General features: G+C 31.8%; 22 protein-coding genes. 15 read left to right on the top strand and 7 right to left on the bottom strand.

What is annotated here, in order from left to right; genetic code table 11:
* Nucleotides 1-3: 3 nt before the first annotated feature.
* From ACMFBB_RS05485 to ACMFBB_RS05415, 15 genes are all read left to right on the top strand, one after another.
* Nucleotides 4-408 (top strand): phage tail tube protein, encoded by a 405-nt coding sequence (locus ACMFBB_RS05485; protein ID WP_435263457.1) that lies wholly within the window; start codon nucleotides 4-6, stop codon nucleotides 406-408.
* Between the two features lie 3 nt (nucleotides 409-411).
* Entirely contained in the window at nucleotides 412-747 is a 336-nt protein-coding gene (locus tag ACMFBB_RS05480) for a hypothetical protein (protein WP_435263456.1), read from the top strand.
* A gap of 116 nt (nucleotides 748-863) precedes the next feature.
* Nucleotides 864-1,082 (top strand): hypothetical protein, encoded by a 219-nt coding sequence (locus ACMFBB_RS05475; protein ID WP_435263455.1) that lies wholly within the window; start codon nucleotides 864-866, stop codon nucleotides 1,080-1,082.
* A 4-nt stretch (nucleotides 1,083-1,086) separates the two neighbouring features.
* Nucleotides 1,087-3,177, top strand: a complete 2,091-nt coding sequence (locus ACMFBB_RS05470; protein WP_435263454.1) for a hypothetical protein — start codon at nucleotides 1,087-1,089, stop codon at nucleotides 3,175-3,177.
* Complete coding sequence (locus ACMFBB_RS05465; protein WP_435263453.1) at nucleotides 3,149-3,355, top strand: hypothetical protein; 207 nt, start codon at nucleotides 3,149-3,151, stop codon at nucleotides 3,353-3,355. Before ACMFBB_RS05470 ends, ACMFBB_RS05465 begins: the two co-directional genes overlap by 29 nt.
* Nucleotides 3,355-4,137 carry a hypothetical protein gene (locus tag ACMFBB_RS05460; protein WP_435263452.1) on the top strand — a complete coding sequence of 261 codons (783 nt, stop codon included), beginning with the start codon at nucleotides 3,355-3,357 and terminating at the stop codon, nucleotides 4,135-4,137. Before ACMFBB_RS05465 ends, ACMFBB_RS05460 begins: the two co-directional genes overlap by 1 nt.
* On the top strand, nucleotides 4,031-6,277 hold the full coding sequence (locus tag ACMFBB_RS05455) for a hypothetical protein (protein WP_435263451.1): 2,247 nt from the start codon (nucleotides 4,031-4,033) through the stop codon (nucleotides 6,275-6,277). Before ACMFBB_RS05460 ends, ACMFBB_RS05455 begins: the two co-directional genes overlap by 107 nt.
* Nucleotides 6,274-6,411 carry a hypothetical protein gene (locus tag ACMFBB_RS05450; protein ID WP_435263450.1) on the top strand — a complete coding sequence of 46 codons (138 nt, stop codon included), beginning with the start codon at nucleotides 6,274-6,276 and terminating at the stop codon, nucleotides 6,409-6,411. Before ACMFBB_RS05455 ends, ACMFBB_RS05450 begins: the two co-directional genes overlap by 4 nt.
* On the top strand, nucleotides 6,402-7,253 hold the full coding sequence (locus tag ACMFBB_RS05445; RefSeq protein ID WP_435263449.1) for a hypothetical protein: 852 nt from the start codon (nucleotides 6,402-6,404) through the stop codon (nucleotides 7,251-7,253). The genes ACMFBB_RS05450 and ACMFBB_RS05445 overlap by 10 nt, the downstream gene beginning before the upstream one ends.
* Nucleotides 7,254-7,261: 8 nt before the next feature.
* Nucleotides 7,262-7,582, top strand: a complete 321-nt coding sequence (locus ACMFBB_RS05440; protein ID WP_435263448.1) for a hypothetical protein — start codon at nucleotides 7,262-7,264, stop codon at nucleotides 7,580-7,582.
* Complete coding sequence (locus tag ACMFBB_RS05435) at nucleotides 7,582-7,986, top strand: DUF5675 family protein (RefSeq protein ID WP_435263447.1); 405 nt, start codon at nucleotides 7,582-7,584, stop codon at nucleotides 7,984-7,986. Before ACMFBB_RS05440 ends, ACMFBB_RS05435 begins: the two co-directional genes overlap by 1 nt.
* 5 nt (nucleotides 7,987-7,991) lie before the next feature.
* Nucleotides 7,992-8,330, top strand: coding sequence for a hypothetical protein (locus ACMFBB_RS05430; protein WP_435263446.1), 339 nt, complete (start codon nucleotides 7,992-7,994; stop codon nucleotides 8,328-8,330).
* Nucleotides 8,331-8,471: 141 nt separating this feature from the next.
* Nucleotides 8,472-9,101, top strand: coding sequence for a response regulator (locus tag ACMFBB_RS05425; protein WP_435263445.1), 630 nt, complete (start codon nucleotides 8,472-8,474; stop codon nucleotides 9,099-9,101).
* Between the two features lie 146 nt (nucleotides 9,102-9,247).
* On the top strand, nucleotides 9,248-10,012 hold the full coding sequence (locus tag ACMFBB_RS05420; protein WP_435263444.1) for a hypothetical protein: 765 nt from the start codon (nucleotides 9,248-9,250) through the stop codon (nucleotides 10,010-10,012).
* A 35-nt stretch (nucleotides 10,013-10,047) separates the two neighbouring features.
* Nucleotides 10,048-10,263, top strand: coding sequence for a hypothetical protein (locus ACMFBB_RS05415; protein ID WP_435263443.1), 216 nt, complete (start codon nucleotides 10,048-10,050; stop codon nucleotides 10,261-10,263).
* Here the strand turns inward: ACMFBB_RS05415 and ACMFBB_RS05410 are convergent.
* The 7 genes from ACMFBB_RS05410 to ACMFBB_RS05380 form a co-directional block, all read right to left on the bottom strand.
* Nucleotides 10,255-11,310: a tyrosine-type recombinase/integrase gene (locus tag ACMFBB_RS05410; protein ID WP_435263442.1), complete on the bottom strand. Its 1,056-nt coding sequence runs from the start codon at nucleotides 11,308-11,310 to the stop codon at nucleotides 10,255-10,257. The genes ACMFBB_RS05415 and ACMFBB_RS05410 overlap by 9 nt on opposite strands.
* Nucleotides 11,311-11,368: 58 nt before the next feature.
* Nucleotides 11,369-11,581, bottom strand: a complete 213-nt coding sequence (locus tag ACMFBB_RS05405) for a hypothetical protein (protein WP_435263441.1) — start codon at nucleotides 11,579-11,581, stop codon at nucleotides 11,369-11,371.
* A gap of 240 nt (nucleotides 11,582-11,821) precedes the next feature.
* A complete protein-coding gene (locus ACMFBB_RS05400; protein ID WP_435263440.1) occupies nucleotides 11,822-13,585 on the bottom strand; it encodes a hypothetical protein in 1,764 nt (587 codons plus the stop codon).
* A complete protein-coding gene (locus ACMFBB_RS05395) occupies nucleotides 13,582-15,495 on the bottom strand; it encodes a BACON domain-containing protein (RefSeq protein ID WP_435263439.1) in 1,914 nt (637 codons plus the stop codon). Before ACMFBB_RS05395 ends, ACMFBB_RS05400 begins: the two co-directional genes overlap by 4 nt.
* A gap of 1 nt (nucleotide 15,496) precedes the next feature.
* Complete coding sequence (locus ACMFBB_RS05390) at nucleotides 15,497-15,862, bottom strand: hypothetical protein (RefSeq protein WP_435263438.1); 366 nt, start codon at nucleotides 15,860-15,862, stop codon at nucleotides 15,497-15,499.
* The gene (locus tag ACMFBB_RS05385) at nucleotides 15,840-18,314 is read right to left on the bottom strand and encodes a phage tail tape measure protein (RefSeq protein ID WP_435263437.1); all 2,475 of its coding nucleotides are present in this window, start codon (nucleotides 18,312-18,314) and stop codon (nucleotides 15,840-15,842) included. Before ACMFBB_RS05385 ends, ACMFBB_RS05390 begins: the two co-directional genes overlap by 23 nt.
* The gene (locus ACMFBB_RS05380) at nucleotides 18,314-18,769 is read right to left on the bottom strand and encodes a hypothetical protein (RefSeq protein ID WP_435263436.1); all 456 of its coding nucleotides are present in this window, start codon (nucleotides 18,767-18,769) and stop codon (nucleotides 18,314-18,316) included. Before ACMFBB_RS05380 ends, ACMFBB_RS05385 begins: the two co-directional genes overlap by 1 nt.
* Nucleotide 18,770 lies beyond the last annotated feature (1 nt).

Below are 18,770 nucleotides of genomic sequence, written 5' to 3'. Positions count from 1 at the left end.
AGTATGGCATTTTATGAAGGTTCGGTAATGCGAATAGAAATAGGAGGTAAAAAGATACTGCATGAGCAGGATGCGACTTTAAATGTTAGTAGTGACTTTAAAGAAATAGCATCAAAAGATACAAACGGAGTTGAAACTTCTCCAGGGAAAAAATCGTGGTCATTAAGTTCTAATGCTTATGCAGCTAATTCACCCACTACAAATAATGGTATAAAAGATATTTCAGAGGCTTGGCAATCACAAGCGTTGGTGGATATTAAATTTACTGATGGTGTAGGAGGGAATATGGTTTATCAAGGTCAGGCATATATAGAGAGTTTCTCTATTAAAGCGACTACTGACGAAGCGGTTACGTTTGATTATTCGTTAAAAGGAAATGGAGAGTTAACAATTGCATTAAACTCATAAAAGATGGTTGTAGAAATAGGTAAACAAAAGCACGAGTTAAAATTCGGATATGGTGCGCTTCGTATGATTTGTGAGGAGTACGGATATGAAAAAGTATCAGGTTTTGATGCTCTTATTAAGAAATTGAAGTTGGATAAAATGAAAGACCCAACATTTGAACAATTAGATTTTGTTGGTCGTTTAGTGGTCGCGGGTATTCATAGCGTTGATAAAAAGTCAAGTGTTACTTCTGATGAAGTTTTAGACGCGGTTTTTTCTTCAGAATTGGGTATCTCAGGAATTTTATCAGAGCTTCAAAAATCACTACCTAAACAAAAGGGAGGTGAAAAGGGAAAGTAGTTCAGGGGTCGGAAGAGGATATTTTCGACCCTGATTTTGATGAATTAGAGCAGTTAGCTTGTGGGGATTTAGGGATGAGTATATTCTATTTCTATAGTTTAACTCCTCGTGAGTTTGTGAATGTATTAATAGGGTTTCGTAGAAAAGAAGCTGAACAGGAAAAGGATGTGTGGATGCGTTCAAGATTAAAAATGTACTGTTCCTTACTTCCTTATTCAGAGGATAAGGAGTTTACACCACAGGATGTTTTTTTGTTCCCTTGGGAGGAAGAAGAGATAAAAAGTAAGAAGAAAAGAAAGGTAATGTCCTTAGAGGAAATGGATAAAAAGTTTTGATAAAATGGCGGGATTGGCAAGTATAAATATTAAGTTTTTTGCAGATTTAAAGCAATTTTCTACCCAAATGCAAAATGCAAATAGAAAGTTGCAGAAAATGGGTAAACAATTACAGGGCTTAGGAACTACCTTATCTGTGGGGGTGACAGCTCCATTTGTTGGGTTCTCAGTTTTGGCATTAAAAAATTGGGATACTCAAGAAAAGGCAATAGCTCAAGTAGAGGCTGGTTTATCTTCTGTTGGTGATTCGGTTGGATATACTTCAGAGCAATTACAAAAAATGGCGAGTGGTCTTCAGGAGACTTCTCTTTTTGGAGATGAAGATATTTTAAAAAATGTCACTGCTCAGTTATTGACGTTTACTAATATAGCTAATGAAGAATTTTCAAGAACTCAAAAAGTAGCTTTAGATTTAGCTACTCGTTTAGGAGGAGATTTAAAGGGAGCTTCTATTCAGTTAGGAAAAGCTTTAAATGACCCAATAGCTAATTTATCTGCGCTTTCACGTTCAGGTATTCAATTTTCAGAAGATCAAAAAGCTTTAATTAAAAGTTTTGCTCAAACAAACCGTTTAGCAGATGCTCAAAATGTTATTTTAAATGAATTAGAAAAACAATATGGAGGTTCAGCAGCTGCAGCAGCAAAAGCAGGAACTGGTTCTTTTAAGCAACTGTCAAATTCTATCGGGGACTTGTCGGAGGAGTTTGGGAAAATTATAGGAGAATTTTTAGTGCCTTTTGTAGAGAAAGTCAAAGGTTTGGTTACTTGGTTTCAGAAACTTAGTGTGTCTACTAAAAAAATAATTGTAGTAGTTTCAGCATTTGCAGCTGCTTTAGGCCCTTTGTTGTTATCACTAGGATTTTTAATGACCACAGTAATACCTGGATTAACAACTGCCTTTGCTGGTTTATCTGCTGTTATAGTAGCAAATCCTTTGGGAGTGTTGGCAATTGCTTTAACAGCTGTAGTTAGTGGTGTTTTGTTGTTGACTTCTAATTTAGGAGGGTTAACAGATGTTACAGAGCAGTGGTCAGAGGTTACAAAAAAAGCGACTAAGAGTATCGCGGATGAAAAGTTGCAGTTAGACAAAAATCTTATTGTAGCGCGTGATGAAGGAAAATCAAAGAAAGAACGATTAAAAGCAATTGATGCATTAAAAAAGCAGTACCCGAAGTATTTAGATTTTCTATCGCTTGAGAATATTAATACTCAAAAGACTAAAGATGCAACAAATCAGTTGATAGATGCTTTACTGGTAAAAGCAAAAGTTCAAGCAGCGCAAGAGAAAATGGTGGAGGTAGAAAAGAAGCTACTTGATTTACAGTTAGGGCAAAATGAAGCTATTAAACCTAGTTTATGGCAGGATATGGGCGCGTCTTTAAAAAGTGTTCTTTTTCAAAGGCAATTTCAAATTGAGCAAGGTTTAATCATTGCTGAGAATTACGGAAAAGAAAAAACGGCATTAGAAGATTTAAGAGATAGTTTAAGAGATTACATATCTGATAACGATGATTTGGTAACTTCCTTAAATAAGGTAAAAAAAGCTTCTGTTGTTCCTTCTGATACATCAAATAAAGGAGTTAGAAGAAAGGTTACAGGTATTCTTTCTGATCAAAGAGGGGAGGATGGAAAACTAGAGCAAACTGTTAACTTAGGTATTGTTGAAGGAATAAAAGTTGAAGGTGAAGAACTTAAAACAGAGTTACAGGGTATCCAACAATCTTTTATTGATTTTTCAGAACAAACTTCAAATATCATAGCAGAAAGTACCAGTTCGTTTTTAGCAGGTTTTGGTGAAATGATAGGTGGTTTGTTTACAGGTAGCGTTACTATTGCTGATATTGGAGGGATGATTCTAAGAACAGTAGGGGATTTTCTTAAAAAATTAGGAAAAGCAGCAATACAAGTTGGAGTTGCAGCCAAGGCCATTCATTTAGCTTTTACGAATCCGTTTGCAGCTATTGCAGCAGGTGTCGCTCTTATTGCTATAGGTTCTGTTTTTAGCAATTTAGCAACACAGCAATCTCAAGGTAATGCTGTGCCTTTTGCTAATGGAGGAATTGTTTATGGTCCGTACCAATGCGCTTATAGGTGAGTATGCAGGAGCAAGTAGTAATCCAGAGGTTGTTGCTCCACTTAATAAGTTAAAAGAATTAATTACACCAGCTTCACAAAACCTTGATATAAAAGTAGGAGGGTTGGTTTGGACTGAGCTAGGTAAATTAAAAGTAGCTCTTAATCAGCATGATATTAGAAAAACCCGAACTACTTAATGAATACAGATTATTTCGATATAAAGATTATAGATACTCATGAAAATAATCGTGAGTTACATTTGGAGGATACTCAAATGAGATCTCCTAAGTTGGTTTATAACGGTACGGATGATAAGTTGCAAAACTTAATGACGGCAGAGCTTCATTTTAATATGCTTGTACCTGATAGTGAAAATGCTACTTTTTGGCATTTGTTTACTGGTTCTGAAACACGTTATAAGGTTTTATTGGAGTCAGAAGAGAATGGAGAAGTAACTACTGTATTTACTGGTTTTTTACTACCTGAACAATTTGCAGAGCCTTATGATTCAGGAGGTTTTTTTGTTGAGTTTGTAGCTACAGATGGTATTGGTAGGTTAAAAGGATTAGATTTTTTAGGTACTACTAGTCAAAGGCAGTCAGTTATTGAGGTGTTGTTACGTTGTTTAATATTAACGGGATTAGATTTACCTCTTAATTTTGCGCCTGCTTTTACAAATGCAGCTTTTGATTTTAATTATAAAGAGTTAGAAGTTGATACTGTTTGTTATAAAGATATGACTGTCTATGAAGTTATGTTGGCATGTTTGGAGAGTTTGGGTTGTAAATTAGTTCAGGTAAATTCTCAGTGGTATGTTTTAGGGTTGAATAGATTTAGTGAGCAAGAAATAACTTTTCATAGATATTCTTACAGTGGTTTTTACTTTCAGTATTTGGGAGAATCAAAAGGAGGTTCGAAGAAAAGTAACAGGGCGTTTTTTATCAAAACCTTTTTTAACGGTAAAACAACCTACTGTTAAGGTTGAAGTGAAATGGGAGTCAGAAAACACTAAATGGTTACTTCCAGAAGATTTAGTTACTGCTTTTCCTGAGAACTTCCATGCGGATCATACTGATAATAGTATGCGGTATTTAAAACAACTAAAATCTGATGATCGGTTCAGGGCTTATACTGTTTGTGTGTATGTTAATGATGCCATAAATACAAGTGGGTTATATAGTTATATAAAAGGTTTTTCTATTTACGAAAATAGAAGTCAAACTCTTATAGGGCCTTATGTACAGTTATTAAGTTTTAAAAATGAAGCTGTTACTCAAACCAATCAAGAAAGTTTTATAGCTAAAGAAGATTTAGCAGATAACTACCTAACACTTAAAGAGTATGTTTTTGTTTATGGAGGGGTAGAAAAAGAGAACAAAGGTTCTTTTTTCGTTGATTTTGGGGTTGCTTTTAATGGGTATAGTGTTACTGCGGATGAAATTAAAAGTTTAATAGAATCAGGAGAAGTAAAAAAATTAGTACACATAGCTATTTATTATAAAGAGCATTTAACGCAGGGTAAATCGTCAGAGCAAATGGTGTATTCTACGCTTGATGATACATTACCTGGTAGTTTATTTGATTTTGATTTTGAGGCTTCAGGGTATTTGAAATGTGTTTTAAAAGTAGATTCTTTTTTGTTTGAAAAAGATGGGTTTTACACTGTGCGGTTATATCCTGTATTGGAGCATCCGAAACTAAGTGCTAAAGTAGCTTTACATAAATTACACTTAAAAACAGAAAAAGAGAAAAATGAGTTGTACTGTGTAAAAAATGTTGAGGACTTTACATTGGTTTATAAAAAGTCTGTTTTTCATGGTACTTCGAGGATGAATCTATCAGAGAGAAGATTTTATTTTTCAAAAGAAATACAAAGGTTAATGGATGCAGGGGAGCTAATGGTAAGAGAGCAGGTTCTTCGTAAAAGGTATCACAGAGTAAAAGAGTTTTATAATGCAGGGTTGCTATGGTATAGAAATGCTGAAATAGGAATTTTCAAAAATGATCAGCAGTTAATTCTAAACGGCTATAGTTTGTATAGAAAAGTAGCAAGCGATTTTGAAGAAATACCAAAAGATAAATATACAATAGAAGATCAGGGTGACTTTTCAGTAATAAAACAAGTTTCTTTTGGGAGTGTCGCTCCAAGTTGGTTTTTGTCTGATGAGAATGAGCAACTGTATATTGCACCAAAAGCAGCAACAGGAGAGGTAAACTATTTAAATTATTGGATGGATAAGTTTGTTGTTTTAGGTGCCAAAAACACTGAAGTATCAGCTTTAGGTGGAGGTTTGTCTAGTATGTATGCATGGCTTACTTCTAAGCCGTTTTTATGCTTACAAGGAACGCTAACAAGGCTTTTAAATCCGTTGTATTTATTCCAATTCAATTACGTAGCTCAAAAAGATTTGTATGTAACTAATTTAACGCTTGATTTATCAGAAGGGCTTTCTGAGGTAACGCTTATTGAATGTAATGATTATCAGGAAGTACCGAGTGAAATCATTGATACTACAATACCAGTTACTTTAAATCCGTCAATTAATATAGGGGTAGTTGCGGTTGCTCCTCAATTATTTAATCCTTGGTCTATTAATGTTTCTTATGAATTTACAGATTTTACTGTTGTTGATGCTGTGGTTAAGTTTTTACATTTTACTGACCATCCAGCAAATGGAGGTGTTACTTCAGGACTTGAATTTTCTAAGAATATTAATGATTTAAAAGGGGATTATACTTTGTCTTTTCCTTATGCAATGACTTCTCAGGAACGAGGGTATTATGAGGTTTTTGTAAAACAAGGAGATGTATTTTCTAATAAAGAGGTGGTTCTAGTTAACCCTGTTGTTGATGGGAGTATTGCTATTCAAAAAACGTCAATAGAAGGAAGGGTTCTGAGTTTTACTGCTGAATTTCAGGGTAATTTACCTACGCCTTTGCATTTGGTGTATCAGGAATTAGAACAATGGACTGGAGTTATTAAGGGGCTTCCGGTATATCAGGAAGTTCAGCAAAAACAGGAATATCAAATTAGGTTAGAACAGGGGGATAACTTTAGGGTATGGTTGCAGGCTGGTGAGATAGGGTCAAATCAAATAACACAAAGTTTTCATTTATGAAAAATAATATAATTCATAAGCTACGATTTAAAGTGCCTAAATATGATAACACAATAGGGCAAAGGGTAACTTTTGATAGTACGGTAAAAAAGTTTGATAATACAGGGTTAAAATTTGATAAAAAATGTCTTTAGAAAAAATTAAAATAGGTCAAGAGCCAGATGATGGAACAGGGGATACGCTTCGAGAGGGAGCGAAGAAAATTAATGCAGCAATAGATCAAGTTAATAATGGATTAAAACCTTTTAAGATTGGAGAATTACTGGAAGATATTGGTGAGCCGATTTATAGGATTCATAAAGGAAATCATTATAGGTATATTGGAGTTCTTCCAAATACCATTCGGTTGTCAGATGTGCCTGGGGTGTCTAATATTTGGCGTAAGGTGTTTTTTACCGAACTAGACAGAGCTATTAAATCAATATCAATTTCAGGAGACACTACTAAGATTTTAAAACTTATAAAGGAAGATGGTACGGTTTTGCAAGCTGATTTTGCTATCCCAAGTGGCGGAGCAGGTCATCCAAAAGATTTTTATGAGGAAGTAGACTTTACGCCTAGGTTATATGCGACTGACGATGATGAATATACGGCTAACTCATCAACAGGAAAGCTTATTAGAGTAGGAAATATTGCCCACTTTTATATTAAAATGATTGGAATTTCTGACCCCGCAAATATAAATGATACAAGTAGAGATAATCGAGGAGCATATATAACTGGAATTCCGTTTCTAAATGATGCTAATCTTAATTTGTACACGTCTTCATCTTCTATTAATCATTTTGTAAGTACAAGTATAGAATCGGGGGTTGATTTTTTCAATTTAAGCACATTATTAGTTGGTAATCGTCTTTTGATAGTTGAAAGAGGTACTTCAAGAAGAGTTACAAATATTTCTTTTGGAGGAGGTGGTGACGGAGATTATTTAGGGATACAAGGTACTTTTTTTACAAACGTTTATACACCGCAATAGTAAATAAAATGAAGCAGTATATAGTTGATAATATAGGTACAGTATTAGCAGTTTTATTTGGAGCAGGAGGTTTGTATGATTCTTACCTTCAGCGTAAAAAAAGAAAGACAGATGCGCTTTCAGGAATGCAGACTGCTTATGATAAATTTGTTGAAGATTATGACAAAAAGTTTGATGATGTGTTAAATGAAATGGCTAGCTTAAAGAAAAGTCATCAAATTGATATGTCTAAATTTCAGTCCAAGTTAGAAAAGGTTGAGGAACACTGGAGGCAAAAATATAATGCATTAAAAAAAGAGTTTGACATTTATAAAAAAACACATCCATAATGAAAGCGATACTTAAAAGGCAGTTTTATGAGGATAAGCAAATCTTATCCTCTCTTAAATTTTTTAATGGCTCAGAATGTTTGCTATCAGTTAAAGCATTAGAGCTACCAGATAGAGGAAACCAAAATAGTATTAGTTGTATTCCTGCATTGGTATATTGTTGTGAGCTTAGGTGTTCTTCAAAATATGGATGGCATTATCATGTGAAAGATGTTCCTGGTAGGTCTTTAATTTTAATCCATTTTGGAAATTACTTTACAGATACTAGAGGATGTATTTTAGTTGGTAATGCTTTTAAGGATATTAACGGAGACGGTTACAGGGATGTTACCTCTAGCAAGAAAACTATGAAAAGGATACTTGCTATAATGCCAAAAGAATTTGAATTAACAATATTAGATTAATAATTATGAACTGGAAAAATACCGCAGAGAATTTAGGAATAGTAATCGTATCAGCCCTTTTAGGGGCTGGTATCGGTTATTTTGCTTCTACTTATTCAAATAAGCAAAGTATTGAGCTTTTTACACCTACTTTGTTAGAGGCTATTAAAAAAGAAACAGTAAAAAATGAAATAGACAATAAAATTTCGATAGGGAAAATTAAAAAGTCTGATAGTATTAATATTGTATTAAGTCCTCAAAACAATCAAGAACCAATAAATAACATTGCTAAAAGTAATTGTGTGGATATATCTGGATTGTCTGATTCAAGAAAGAGGCGTGTGTATAGGTGGCTGAAAAAATAGTGTGTTTAAGTATTCCTGAGTTCTATTTTCGACGATAGGCACTTGTTTTTTAGCGAATTTTTTTAAAAAATGTTAAAATTTAACATTTTATGTAAGGGTTTAGTGACATAGTTTGTTTTTTTAATTTTTGATATTTGCCATATGAAGAAAATTAAAGTGGTTATTGCGGAGGATCATCCAATATCAGCACAATCTTATAAGCTTCTTTTAGAAGAGGATGGTTTGTCAGTTGTTGGAGTTGTCGGAGATGGTCTTGAGCTTATTAAATGGTTGGAATGTAATGAAGCGGACGTAATTGTATTAGATATTCAAATGCCAAAGATGGATGGGGTGGAGGTTGCTAAGTATTTTGTAAAGGAGGGTTTAGATTATAAAATATTAGTTGTTTCAGCTCATCACACACCATCTTTTATAAAAGCTTGTAAAACAGAGTTGAAAATTAGAGGCTTTATAACGAAAGCTTATTGTCATTTAGAATTAACAGAAGGGGTAATTGAATTATTTGAAGGAGGTACATATTTTAGTCAAATGCCAGTTTTAGAGAACATGGAAACTGTGTACATTAAAAGACGTATGGTTAATTATGAGTTAAATGATACTGAGCGTGAATTGTTATCAATGTTAACTTTGTATACCTATAAAGAAATTGCTACTAAAAAAGATAAAACTCATGATTCCATTAAAAAATCATTTCAACGAATACGTGATAAGTTAGGGGTTAATAGTAATGTAGAGCTAGGTAAAATTTTAGCAGAAATAGAAAAAAGATAAATTTATTAATTGAAAATAGAGAAACAAAGTAGTAATATGGTTTTTGTACCTTTAAAGATTAATTTAAAATCTTATAAAGATGAAAAAAATACTTTTATTATTATTCGTAGTAAGCTTTGCTTTTGTTTCTTGTACAGATAACACAGATGAAAATATTACACAACTTGAAACGCAATCAATCGACAAAGAAGACGCAACACATGACGGAGGAAGCGGGGAAACTCCATCAGATAACGACGAGGACTAGAACAATTGCGACAATATTTATTGTTGTTTTATGTACAGTTTTATTCTATTCACATAAGTTTTTTCCTGATTTAAAAGACGATCCAGAATACGCTTTAGCTCAAAAGAAGTTTTTAGATCTTAAAAAACAAAATAAAATAGCACTTTCTGAAATTAAAAATTCAGTTAAAGGTACTTCTGTGTATAAAAAATACATGAAAATTAATGCAGAAAAAAATCATGCCTACAAAGAATATATGGAGATATATAATTCTAAAAAAGTATTTGGTTTTACTTCTCTAAGATATTTTATAGAAAGGTTCGGTTTTATACTTTGTATTTTTATATATACCTTATATAACCTAATAAAATCTTTTGTTAGAGAACGTCATAATATAGGAAGTAAAATTTTTCATACCTATATTTTGTCTATTTGCTTTTTTTCTTTCTTCTGGATATTCCAAAAGTTTCAGGACTTTAACAGGATTATATATTATTTTATGACTGTAATGTCAGCTTCTGTTGTTACCTATGCCATTTTACTAACTACAAAATATTATAAAGAGCAGATTAATAAAACACGCGAGCAAATGTTTTTTGTAGCGAGATTAGGTTTAAGAAATTCAAAACCAGAAAAAAAGGAAGCTATGCTTAATGTGTTTAGAGAGATAGCAGACGATAAATAAAAGCTAGGAAAAAGATTAAGAAAATTTACTGGAAAATGAACAAAGAAGAAGTGATAATATTGGATCACATAGGAGATTCTACGCAAAAAATTAAAACACTTTTATCAAAAACAAAATTGAGTAACAATCAGATTTATGAAATGTTAAATGTTAATTCAAGTGTTCAGATTAAACAATTCTATTTTGGTAGTAGAAATAAACAAGATGTTTTTTCGACTGAATTATATTTTGAGTATCAAATTTTATTTTAAAAGATTTGACCAATCATCTATTTTGTAATATCCTATTTCTCTTAGGTAGTTTCTTACTGTGTCGTTATCTTTATGAGCAGTTATTTTTCTAATAAAATCGAGTGCTTTGTCTTCAAAGTCTGGAGTTCCTTCTTTTCTTAATTCTTTTACTTTTTCAATAAACATTTTCCCAATAGCAGAATGCCTAAATGAGTAAGATGTATAATCTTTAGCAAAACCCATTGGTTCTTTTATTATTTTATTAAATCTTTTGCCCCAGTATCCACGCCTGTTAATTTCTTCCGTTATGCTTCTTTTTCCTGTTTCTTTGTTTGGTCTTGTTAGCCATTGGCTAGGTTCGTTATCTTTGGTAAATAGGAAGTAGTCTTTAGGGTATTTAGATAAATCTAAGTTAGTATAAAATTCATCTATCAGTATTTGTGGTATTTGTTTATAAAAATTACCAGTTTTGGTGTTAGATTTAATTTTCTTTTCTTTTATATTAATGTCAGCTATTTGTATTCTAACTATTTCTACATTTCTAAATAAGCCATAGTAAATATGGGAAATAAAGTAATATAGCCAAACATCCTCTTTTTTCGCCTTTTCAAAAATAGCTTTCACTTCCTCTTGATTAAATGCGGTATTTTTTTCAGGGTTAGATTTTAATACAGGAATTTTATGAATGAAATTAACAGGTATTATATCTTCATTTGATAAAGTTGTGAAAAGAGAAGATATATCAGTTCTACTATTATTTCTGTTACTTGCACTTGTTTTCTGTAAAACATCGTTTAGATATTTGTTAACGTCTTTTTTAGTAACAGAAGTTATAAAACGATTTTTAAATCCATTTTGGAGTAAATATTTTTCAAAATTTTTGATTCTGTTTTTATAGTTTCCGAAAGAGGTTTCTGCTAAAGTTTTCGCTTTTTGACTTAAGGCAAATTTAAAAGCTTCTTCTACAGATAAAGTTTCGTTGTTTTTTATTTCGTCGTCATAAGGGTTTAATTGCCCTTCTTTTAAAAGTCTTGATAGGTTTTCTCTCACTGCATTGAGAATTTCCATTCTTTCCTTTTTTGTTTTATACCTATTTCCCGCTTTAAGATTTATTTGTCTTTCTAGCTTACCATTTTTTGGGTTTCTGTACGGACCAACGAATATACCATTGCTTACTTAATGCTTCTTTTTTTTGTTTTTGAGAAAGTTTATTCCACTTCTTTATGTCTATACCTCCAGTATATAGCTTAGGCTCAGAATAAGTTTTTTGTAGTTTCATTTTCTCTGAATCGTGTACCGAATCGTGTACTTTTGTTAAAAGTAAGGATAATTTTGTCATAAAAAAAATGCGGTTTAAGTACACTTAAACCGCATCGTTGTTGACTTTGTAGAAATCTTCTACTTTGTAGCGAAGAGCAGATTTGAACTGCCGACCTCAGGGTTATGAATCCCTTTTATTCTTATATTGAAAACTTATGTGTTTGTAAAAGAGCGTTTTAATAAAAATACTAAAGACCGAAATTAAGTAAATAAATTTATTTGGCACGGCTCTGGAACGGTAATTATTTCTGAGATAATTCTAAAAACTCTCACTTTCTATAGTTATTGACCACTGGTTTTCTGAATTACGAGTTTTCTTAATCTTTTTATATAACTGTTTTTTGTTGTATTTAAATCGTCCCCCAGAGATATTAAACTCTTCCAACTCATCTGTTTTAAATTTATCTTTTATAGTTTCTGAGTTCAAACGAAACGTAAGCCATTTTTTCCAGTAACGATTATAAATTTCTGATAGGTTAAATTTTCTGTTTTCTAAACTAGAAACAGCTAAAGGTTTTTCATCTTTTAATCCGTTATATAAAAACAACTGTAATCCTTCAGTTTCTTCAATTTTAGCTGTGAATATATCATCTTTTGAAACAACTGGTAGCATTGATACTTGTGATGGTATTTCTATAATATCTTTTTTTCTATATCCTACAGTATCATTTACAACTCCTTTTTTACTTATTATTTTTTCTTCTAAAGAATGAACTAGCTTATATATTTTGTTTTGGTTAAACTTAATGTGTGGTATTTCTTCCTCTAAATGTGTTTCATCTTTTAAAGGAACACTTAAAAACTTATCTTCTATATAATCTATAGTAACTACATTTTTATTAAACGTGATTTCTAAATTAAGCCAGTTTTTTAGTTTATTTAGCAATGACCCAAAAGTCATATCTGGCATTACTTCAGCTAATGAAAAAGATTTAGGAAACTCATTAAGTGATCCATCCAGTAAGTCAAAACGAAAATTATTAAAACCTGAAATATTACCTATTCCATCCGAGGGGTTATTTGCTGTTTTTTCTAACGTTAATTTAAAATTTAAATATCCATAATCGTCTATGTTTTCAATATTCAAAACAAATGATTCATTAACAACATTAGAAGTTGATGTAAAATAAACCTGATCCTGTTTGGCCACACTAAACTCTTTTACTTTTAATTCATTTGGTATATTGAAAAATAAATCAATAGCATAAGAACCTTTTTGATTTAACTGATACGGTTTATTAAATGTAGCGGTAACAATTCCTTTATCAAAAAACTCACTTGTTGTTGTAAACTGGAATCCATCTGGTAAATCAGATGAGAATTTCTCTAAATAACTATCTGTATAAACCATCAATTTTTCATTGGCTTTATCTGAAACAAAACTTCCTTGCATCATTATGTTTTCAGTTGAAAAACCAACTTTTAAAATTTCCATTAAATACGGATATGGTACCAGTATATTTTTATTTAAAGCAGTAACTACGCCATCTACCATAGCATTAGAGTTGGTTATGAAATAACCGTCTTTATAATTATTTATAACTCCCTTAAATGCTTCATATTTTGATTTTGATTTAAAATTTTCATCTATAACCATCGGGAAATTGTAACCCGTTTCTGGGTAACTTTTTGTTATAGTTTCTTTTGCATGAATTGCTAAAGAATTTGTTTGTATTACAGAAAAAGGCAAATTTTTAAGTTGCACATCAAGTAATGCAATACTTTCAGCACCATAATACAAAGTGCCTTTTAGAGTTTTATTTCTAAAATCTGTAATTATAAAATATGCTTTTTCAAATCTATTATCAATAAGTAAATTCCCATAAAATCGAGTTTGATAGTTAGCTGCATTTTCTAACCCTAAAAAACCTAACTTATTTAATGTATCATCGTCTATATGTTTTGAAAAAGGCCAGGAGTATTTTTTTACGATATAATCATAAAACAATGGGTTTTCTTCAATTAAAGTAACCTTGGTTTTTGTTAGGTTTAATTCAAAATTATCTCCATAAAAAACTATCATATTATTGTGTTTTCAAAGGTTAACTTAAATTCTTTTAATTCATTAGTAGTTTGTTTTACTAATAGTTTTCTAGTAGTTGATTTAACTTTTGTTAGTTTATCATTTCTAAGCAAATACAAGTTTTTAGCTTCCAACATTTTTTGCAAGGTTTCAACCTCAGATTCTAAATATAAATGCCCAGTATTTATTTGATATGAAGTTTTAGTTTCTACATTTAAAACTTTAGTTTCTGAGTGTTTATAATCTCTTCTAAAACCAAAGGAAGTATCTTTAAATTTAGCAAATTGTTTAAAGGTTCCTGTACATTCAAAAGAATCCCAACAACCCCACTTATTTTCCCAAAACAACATACAATGATCCTTTGTAGGTTCTTTTATAAATACTTCTAATGAATGCGTGCCTACTTTTATTTTTATGGAATTTCCAGCAATCAGTTGTAAACTTTCTAAGGGAACATTTACTGTATGAATCATAGCACCGCTATCATCAAAAGGATATTCTATAGCTTTATCACCAGTAATTATTAACTTATTTATTGTGCTTTTGTCATCATTAAAAAAACTAAATCGTACAACTGCTTTTGGACTAACAAAAACCTGTTTTGAAGTATTACTCATCCAATTATTAGGAGGAACTACCCCTTTGAAGAAACGGATATTTTGTAAATTAATAGTTTGCGTTATGTCTGAATTATAAAATGAAACCTCGTTAATATCAAGGTTTAAGTTTAATGGCTGATATGGACTAAAAAGACTCACAGAATCAATATTTAGTAGTGATTGCGAACCTATTATCTTAGAAGCTTCTAATCCTATTCTTTTCTGTGCTTTTGTTTTAAAAAAAGGTACATTATAAAATAATTCGTTTGTCTGTGATTTGTAAACTGAACTTACTTTAATTTGTAAATGAGTTTCTGTTTTTCCTGATGTTACTACAATTAAATTATTCTCATCAGTAAAATAAATGTTATCAGGTGACAACAACTCCTCAGCAAATACAAAAACTGTTAAGTTTACTGTTATGTTTTTGGTTATAGCCCCGTTTGTTATTGTTACTAACCCCGTGTAATTTCCTTCTGTTAAACTATTGGTGTTTTGAAGCCCTACATCTATATTAGAAGCCCCAGCTAAACCATTTTCAACAGATAAATTTAACCATGATTCATTTACAGTTACCGTCCAGTTTTTTGAGGAATTTAACTCGATAGTCTTTAAACTGGGCAAACTACCCAATAAAGTATATCCGAAATTAAGAGAATTAGGGCTTACATTTAAAAAATCATTATTTGTACTTGAGACAATAAGAACAACTGAAATTTGTATATTTTCGACTCCATCATTCACCGTAATAATACCATTATGGGTTCCATTGTTTAATCCGGAAGGAACAACAGAAACTTCAAAACTCCCATCATTCACTCCTGAATTTTTAGAAAGAGTAAGCCAGTTTTGATTAGAGGAAACACCCCAAGAATGAACACTTGAAAGACTTATAACTTCCGCGTCAGGTAATACAGCCCCTTGTAAATATTCAAATTCTAGGATTGATGGTCTTACCTCGGTTTGCGGGTCCTCGCTTAGTTCTAAGGTTACCGTTATAGTACCTATTAAATCCTCTCTAAAGGTTGGATTATTTGGATCTGACGTTTTATTAATATACTTGTGAAATAACTCTACTTCTCCTTGATGAGTTCCTGGAGAAAGTTGGTTGGTATTCGTATAATTCAACCCAATATCACTTGAAGATAATGTTTTATTATCTACGTGAATCCAGTTATCATCTGTTTTGTGAATTACTTCCTGCTCTTCTGGAAAGGTAGGATTGATAAGTGTATATTCTACCTTTTGAAGCGGTGGATTACTTTGCCCTTTTTTGTAGGTAAAACTTAAACTTGTAGGTGTAGTTGGCATGCTATTGTATTTTTGCTTCGGTTCTTGAATCTTGTAATTGCTCTTCTCGTTCTCTAAGTGCTTCTATAGCATCATCTCCAATAAGTGCTTTAGCTAAAATCTCTTTATCTAAAAGAATACTCAGTTTAGAGGAAATATCCTGTAAAAGCTTAATACTTGAATCTTCTTCAGTATCCTGTTCTATAAAATTTTCTGAAATTTCTTGAGCTCTTGTGTAATTCCCCTTTTCAAAACCTGGTGTTTTTGTTTCTGTTCCATTATGTAAATCCAAAATATGCTTAATAATACCTGGATCTAATTTTGAAAAGGTAACATCGTCAATAATCATTTCAGGTCTTCGCCTTTCACCCACCAAATATTCTTGCATTAATGTGGGCTCTGAAACTATTTGTGTTCTTGTAGGTTCGTCCTAAACGAGCATTAAATTTTTTACCATCCTCACGCGTTACAGGGTATTTTTTGTATAATCCTTTTTCAAAACCTTTTATTGATTTTGTGGCAGATGTAGCGTTTTTAATAGCTGAAATAATGCTAGTCGCTTGCGCGGCAAACCCAATTAATAAAGGAATATTTTGAGGAAACCCAACCTTTGCGGTATTTGCTGCTCCTACAGTAGTAGCCATAGTCCCCTCAGCTACTGCTGTAGCTGCTTTAGCTTTAATAATACCTAATTGGATTAAACTTTCTTTGGCCGCCATTATTCCTTTTGCAGCAAGTAATGCCTGACCTACTCTAGTTTCCTGCCCTGCTAATGCTATTGCTCCATTAACAATATCGTTCTTTAGCTTTTTTCTTGCTAATACTTGTTTTTTATGGTGTTCGCTATCTCTTTTTTCTTTGTCTTTTTTAGCCTTTTCATCTTTTGCTTTTTTAATCTTTTCGTATTTGTCCTCAATACCCTGTAATTCTATTTTTTTGACTTCTTCCAATCTTAACAAAAGATCTTTTTCTCCATTAGCATCTGCTTCTAATTTTGCGTATTTAGCTTCAAGTTCCAGCTCATCGGTTAACTGTGCCGCCTCGTCTTTTTCCAATTTTTCTAATTCCTCTTGAAGTTTTTGTTCTTCTTTAAACTCTTTTAGAAATTCTGCTAACTTTTTTTTAGATTCTATAATCTTTTTATCCTCTGGTGTTAATTCCTGTAGAGTAGCTTTCTTTGAATCGTCAACAATTGGTTCATCTATGGATTTTGAAGTATTTGTTTCAACAGTATCTAAAAACGCCTTTAAATCAATTCGTTTCTTTTTGTTTTTTCCTTGTAATGCATCGTAAATATCATTTGCATCATTTTCCACTTCTTTTTTTATATCATTCACCATAGTAGGAATGAAATTAATCGATTGTTTAAAACCTTCTTTAATTCTTTTCCAATCGCCAGTAAAAATACCCGCAACAACATTTCCTAAACCTTTGAAAGATTCCCACGCGTTTTTTACTAAGTTCCCTAAAATTCTAAAACCTCCTGTTGCCACTTTTCCTATTCCTGAGAGTAGCCCAGAAAAAACAACACTTTCATTATTTAAATCAACAAACCAATTGTATAACGAAACGCCCCCTTTTAAAATTTTAAGTAAGGTTTGAGTAGCAAAGATTTTACCTTTTGTAATCCAATTCCCTAAACCTTCCGAACCACTAGCAAATAATTGAGTTGTAACAAGTTTTAACTCTTTTTTGATTTCTAGTTCTTCTTTACGGAGCTTTTGAGCTTCTGTTAATGGTTTTTGTTGTTCGTTTAAAGCAGTATTTACAGCTTTTAATATTTTCAATGAACCTCCTGCGTCTTCTCCAGCTGACTTGAATAAATCTGCTGTTAACTGAGCTTGTTGTTGTTGGTTTAAATTTACTTTTTTAGATTCTTTAGCTATTTCCTGTAACGCTTGCTTAGTAGTTATTTCACCTTCTTTTACCCTTTTTAAAAGAGATTTAGAAAACTGAGCGCCAAAAGCATTCGTTAAAGCTGTTGTTGTAGCCTTTGATTGTTGTTTTAAGGAAAGATTTGCTTCTTTTAATGCATCCGGAAGTTTGTCTGTGTAGATACTTAAATCAATACCAGCATTAACTATATTTATAAAGTCTTTAACCGAATACCCTGCATTTTTAAATTGTACAGGATATTCTTTTACACTATCTAAAAACTCAGCGTTTTTAAGTTTTCCTTTAACTGCTGAACTTTCTATTTGGTCAAAAGCTTCTTTATATGAAATACCAAATCCTTTTACTAAGGATTTAGCAGCTTCTACACTTTTATTTAATTCAACATCAAATAGCTCTTTAAGTGATTCAGCACGAACTCGAATGGCATTGGTAGCATTTCCTGTAGTTTGTGTAATATCTCGTATTTGCTCGTTGGTCTTTTCAATTTCTAAATTAAGTGCTAGCCAGTTTTTTAAACCAAATCCAATACCAGCTATTGCAGTTATTGCAAGCCCTATTGGTGTTGCTATAAATGCTCGTGCAGAGGCTAAAACTCCTTTGAATCCGTCTTTAACTCCTTGTAAACCCTCTTTTACTTTTTCGATATCACCTGATAAAAAACCATCAAAAACATTGCTAAAAGCTCCTTTAACATCATCAAGTGTGGTATTAGTTTGATCAAGTTCTTTATTAGTTTGATTTATCTCATCCTTTATTTTATTATAATGAACTCTTGCTTTTTTTAATTCTGCTGATTTTTTTATAAACTCATCGGTACCAGGTCTTAACTTTTTTAAATCTCTATTTAATTTCCCAACCTCTTTACCTATATCATTAAGATTATTTTTTACAGCTTCTCCATTAATTACAATATCAATATCCCAAACTCCTTTTTTCTTTGCCATTACTTTATTTTTAATTGCTTTCCAAATACTAAAACCACTTCATCCATTCTTAATTTCCCTAACTCATCAAACACATATTCAAATGCGCCACTATTTTCTACACTCATTTCAATAAAGGGTGTTTTTCCTAGTATCATGCCATGCTCTTTTACTGTATAAAATGTTTTTCTTGGAATATTTCGCTCTTTAATATGGCCCGTTCTTTTAGTGTCAACTCCATGTTGATGAATAAAACCATGTTTAGTCATATTAATACGAATACCAAACAATCGTACTTTCCCCATTTTTCTGCCAACCTTTACAGATTTTAAAAGAGAATCATTCGGGTTTTGAGATTCGCCAAAAGCTAAAGCGATTTCAGTTTTTAGTTTTTTACGAATAAGCAAGGAAGCCTTGTCTCCAATTTTAGTTTCCGCTTTTTTTATCTGTTGCATTCTATTTGAAAACTCTGCCATA

Source organism: Tenacibaculum sp. nBUS_03, from assembly GCF_051201695.1.
Classification (GTDB): domain Bacteria; phylum Bacteroidota; class Bacteroidia; order Flavobacteriales; family Flavobacteriaceae; genus Polaribacter.
Note: the sequence above shows the minus strand (reverse complement) of the source record. Positions and strands in the feature narration are given on the sequence as shown.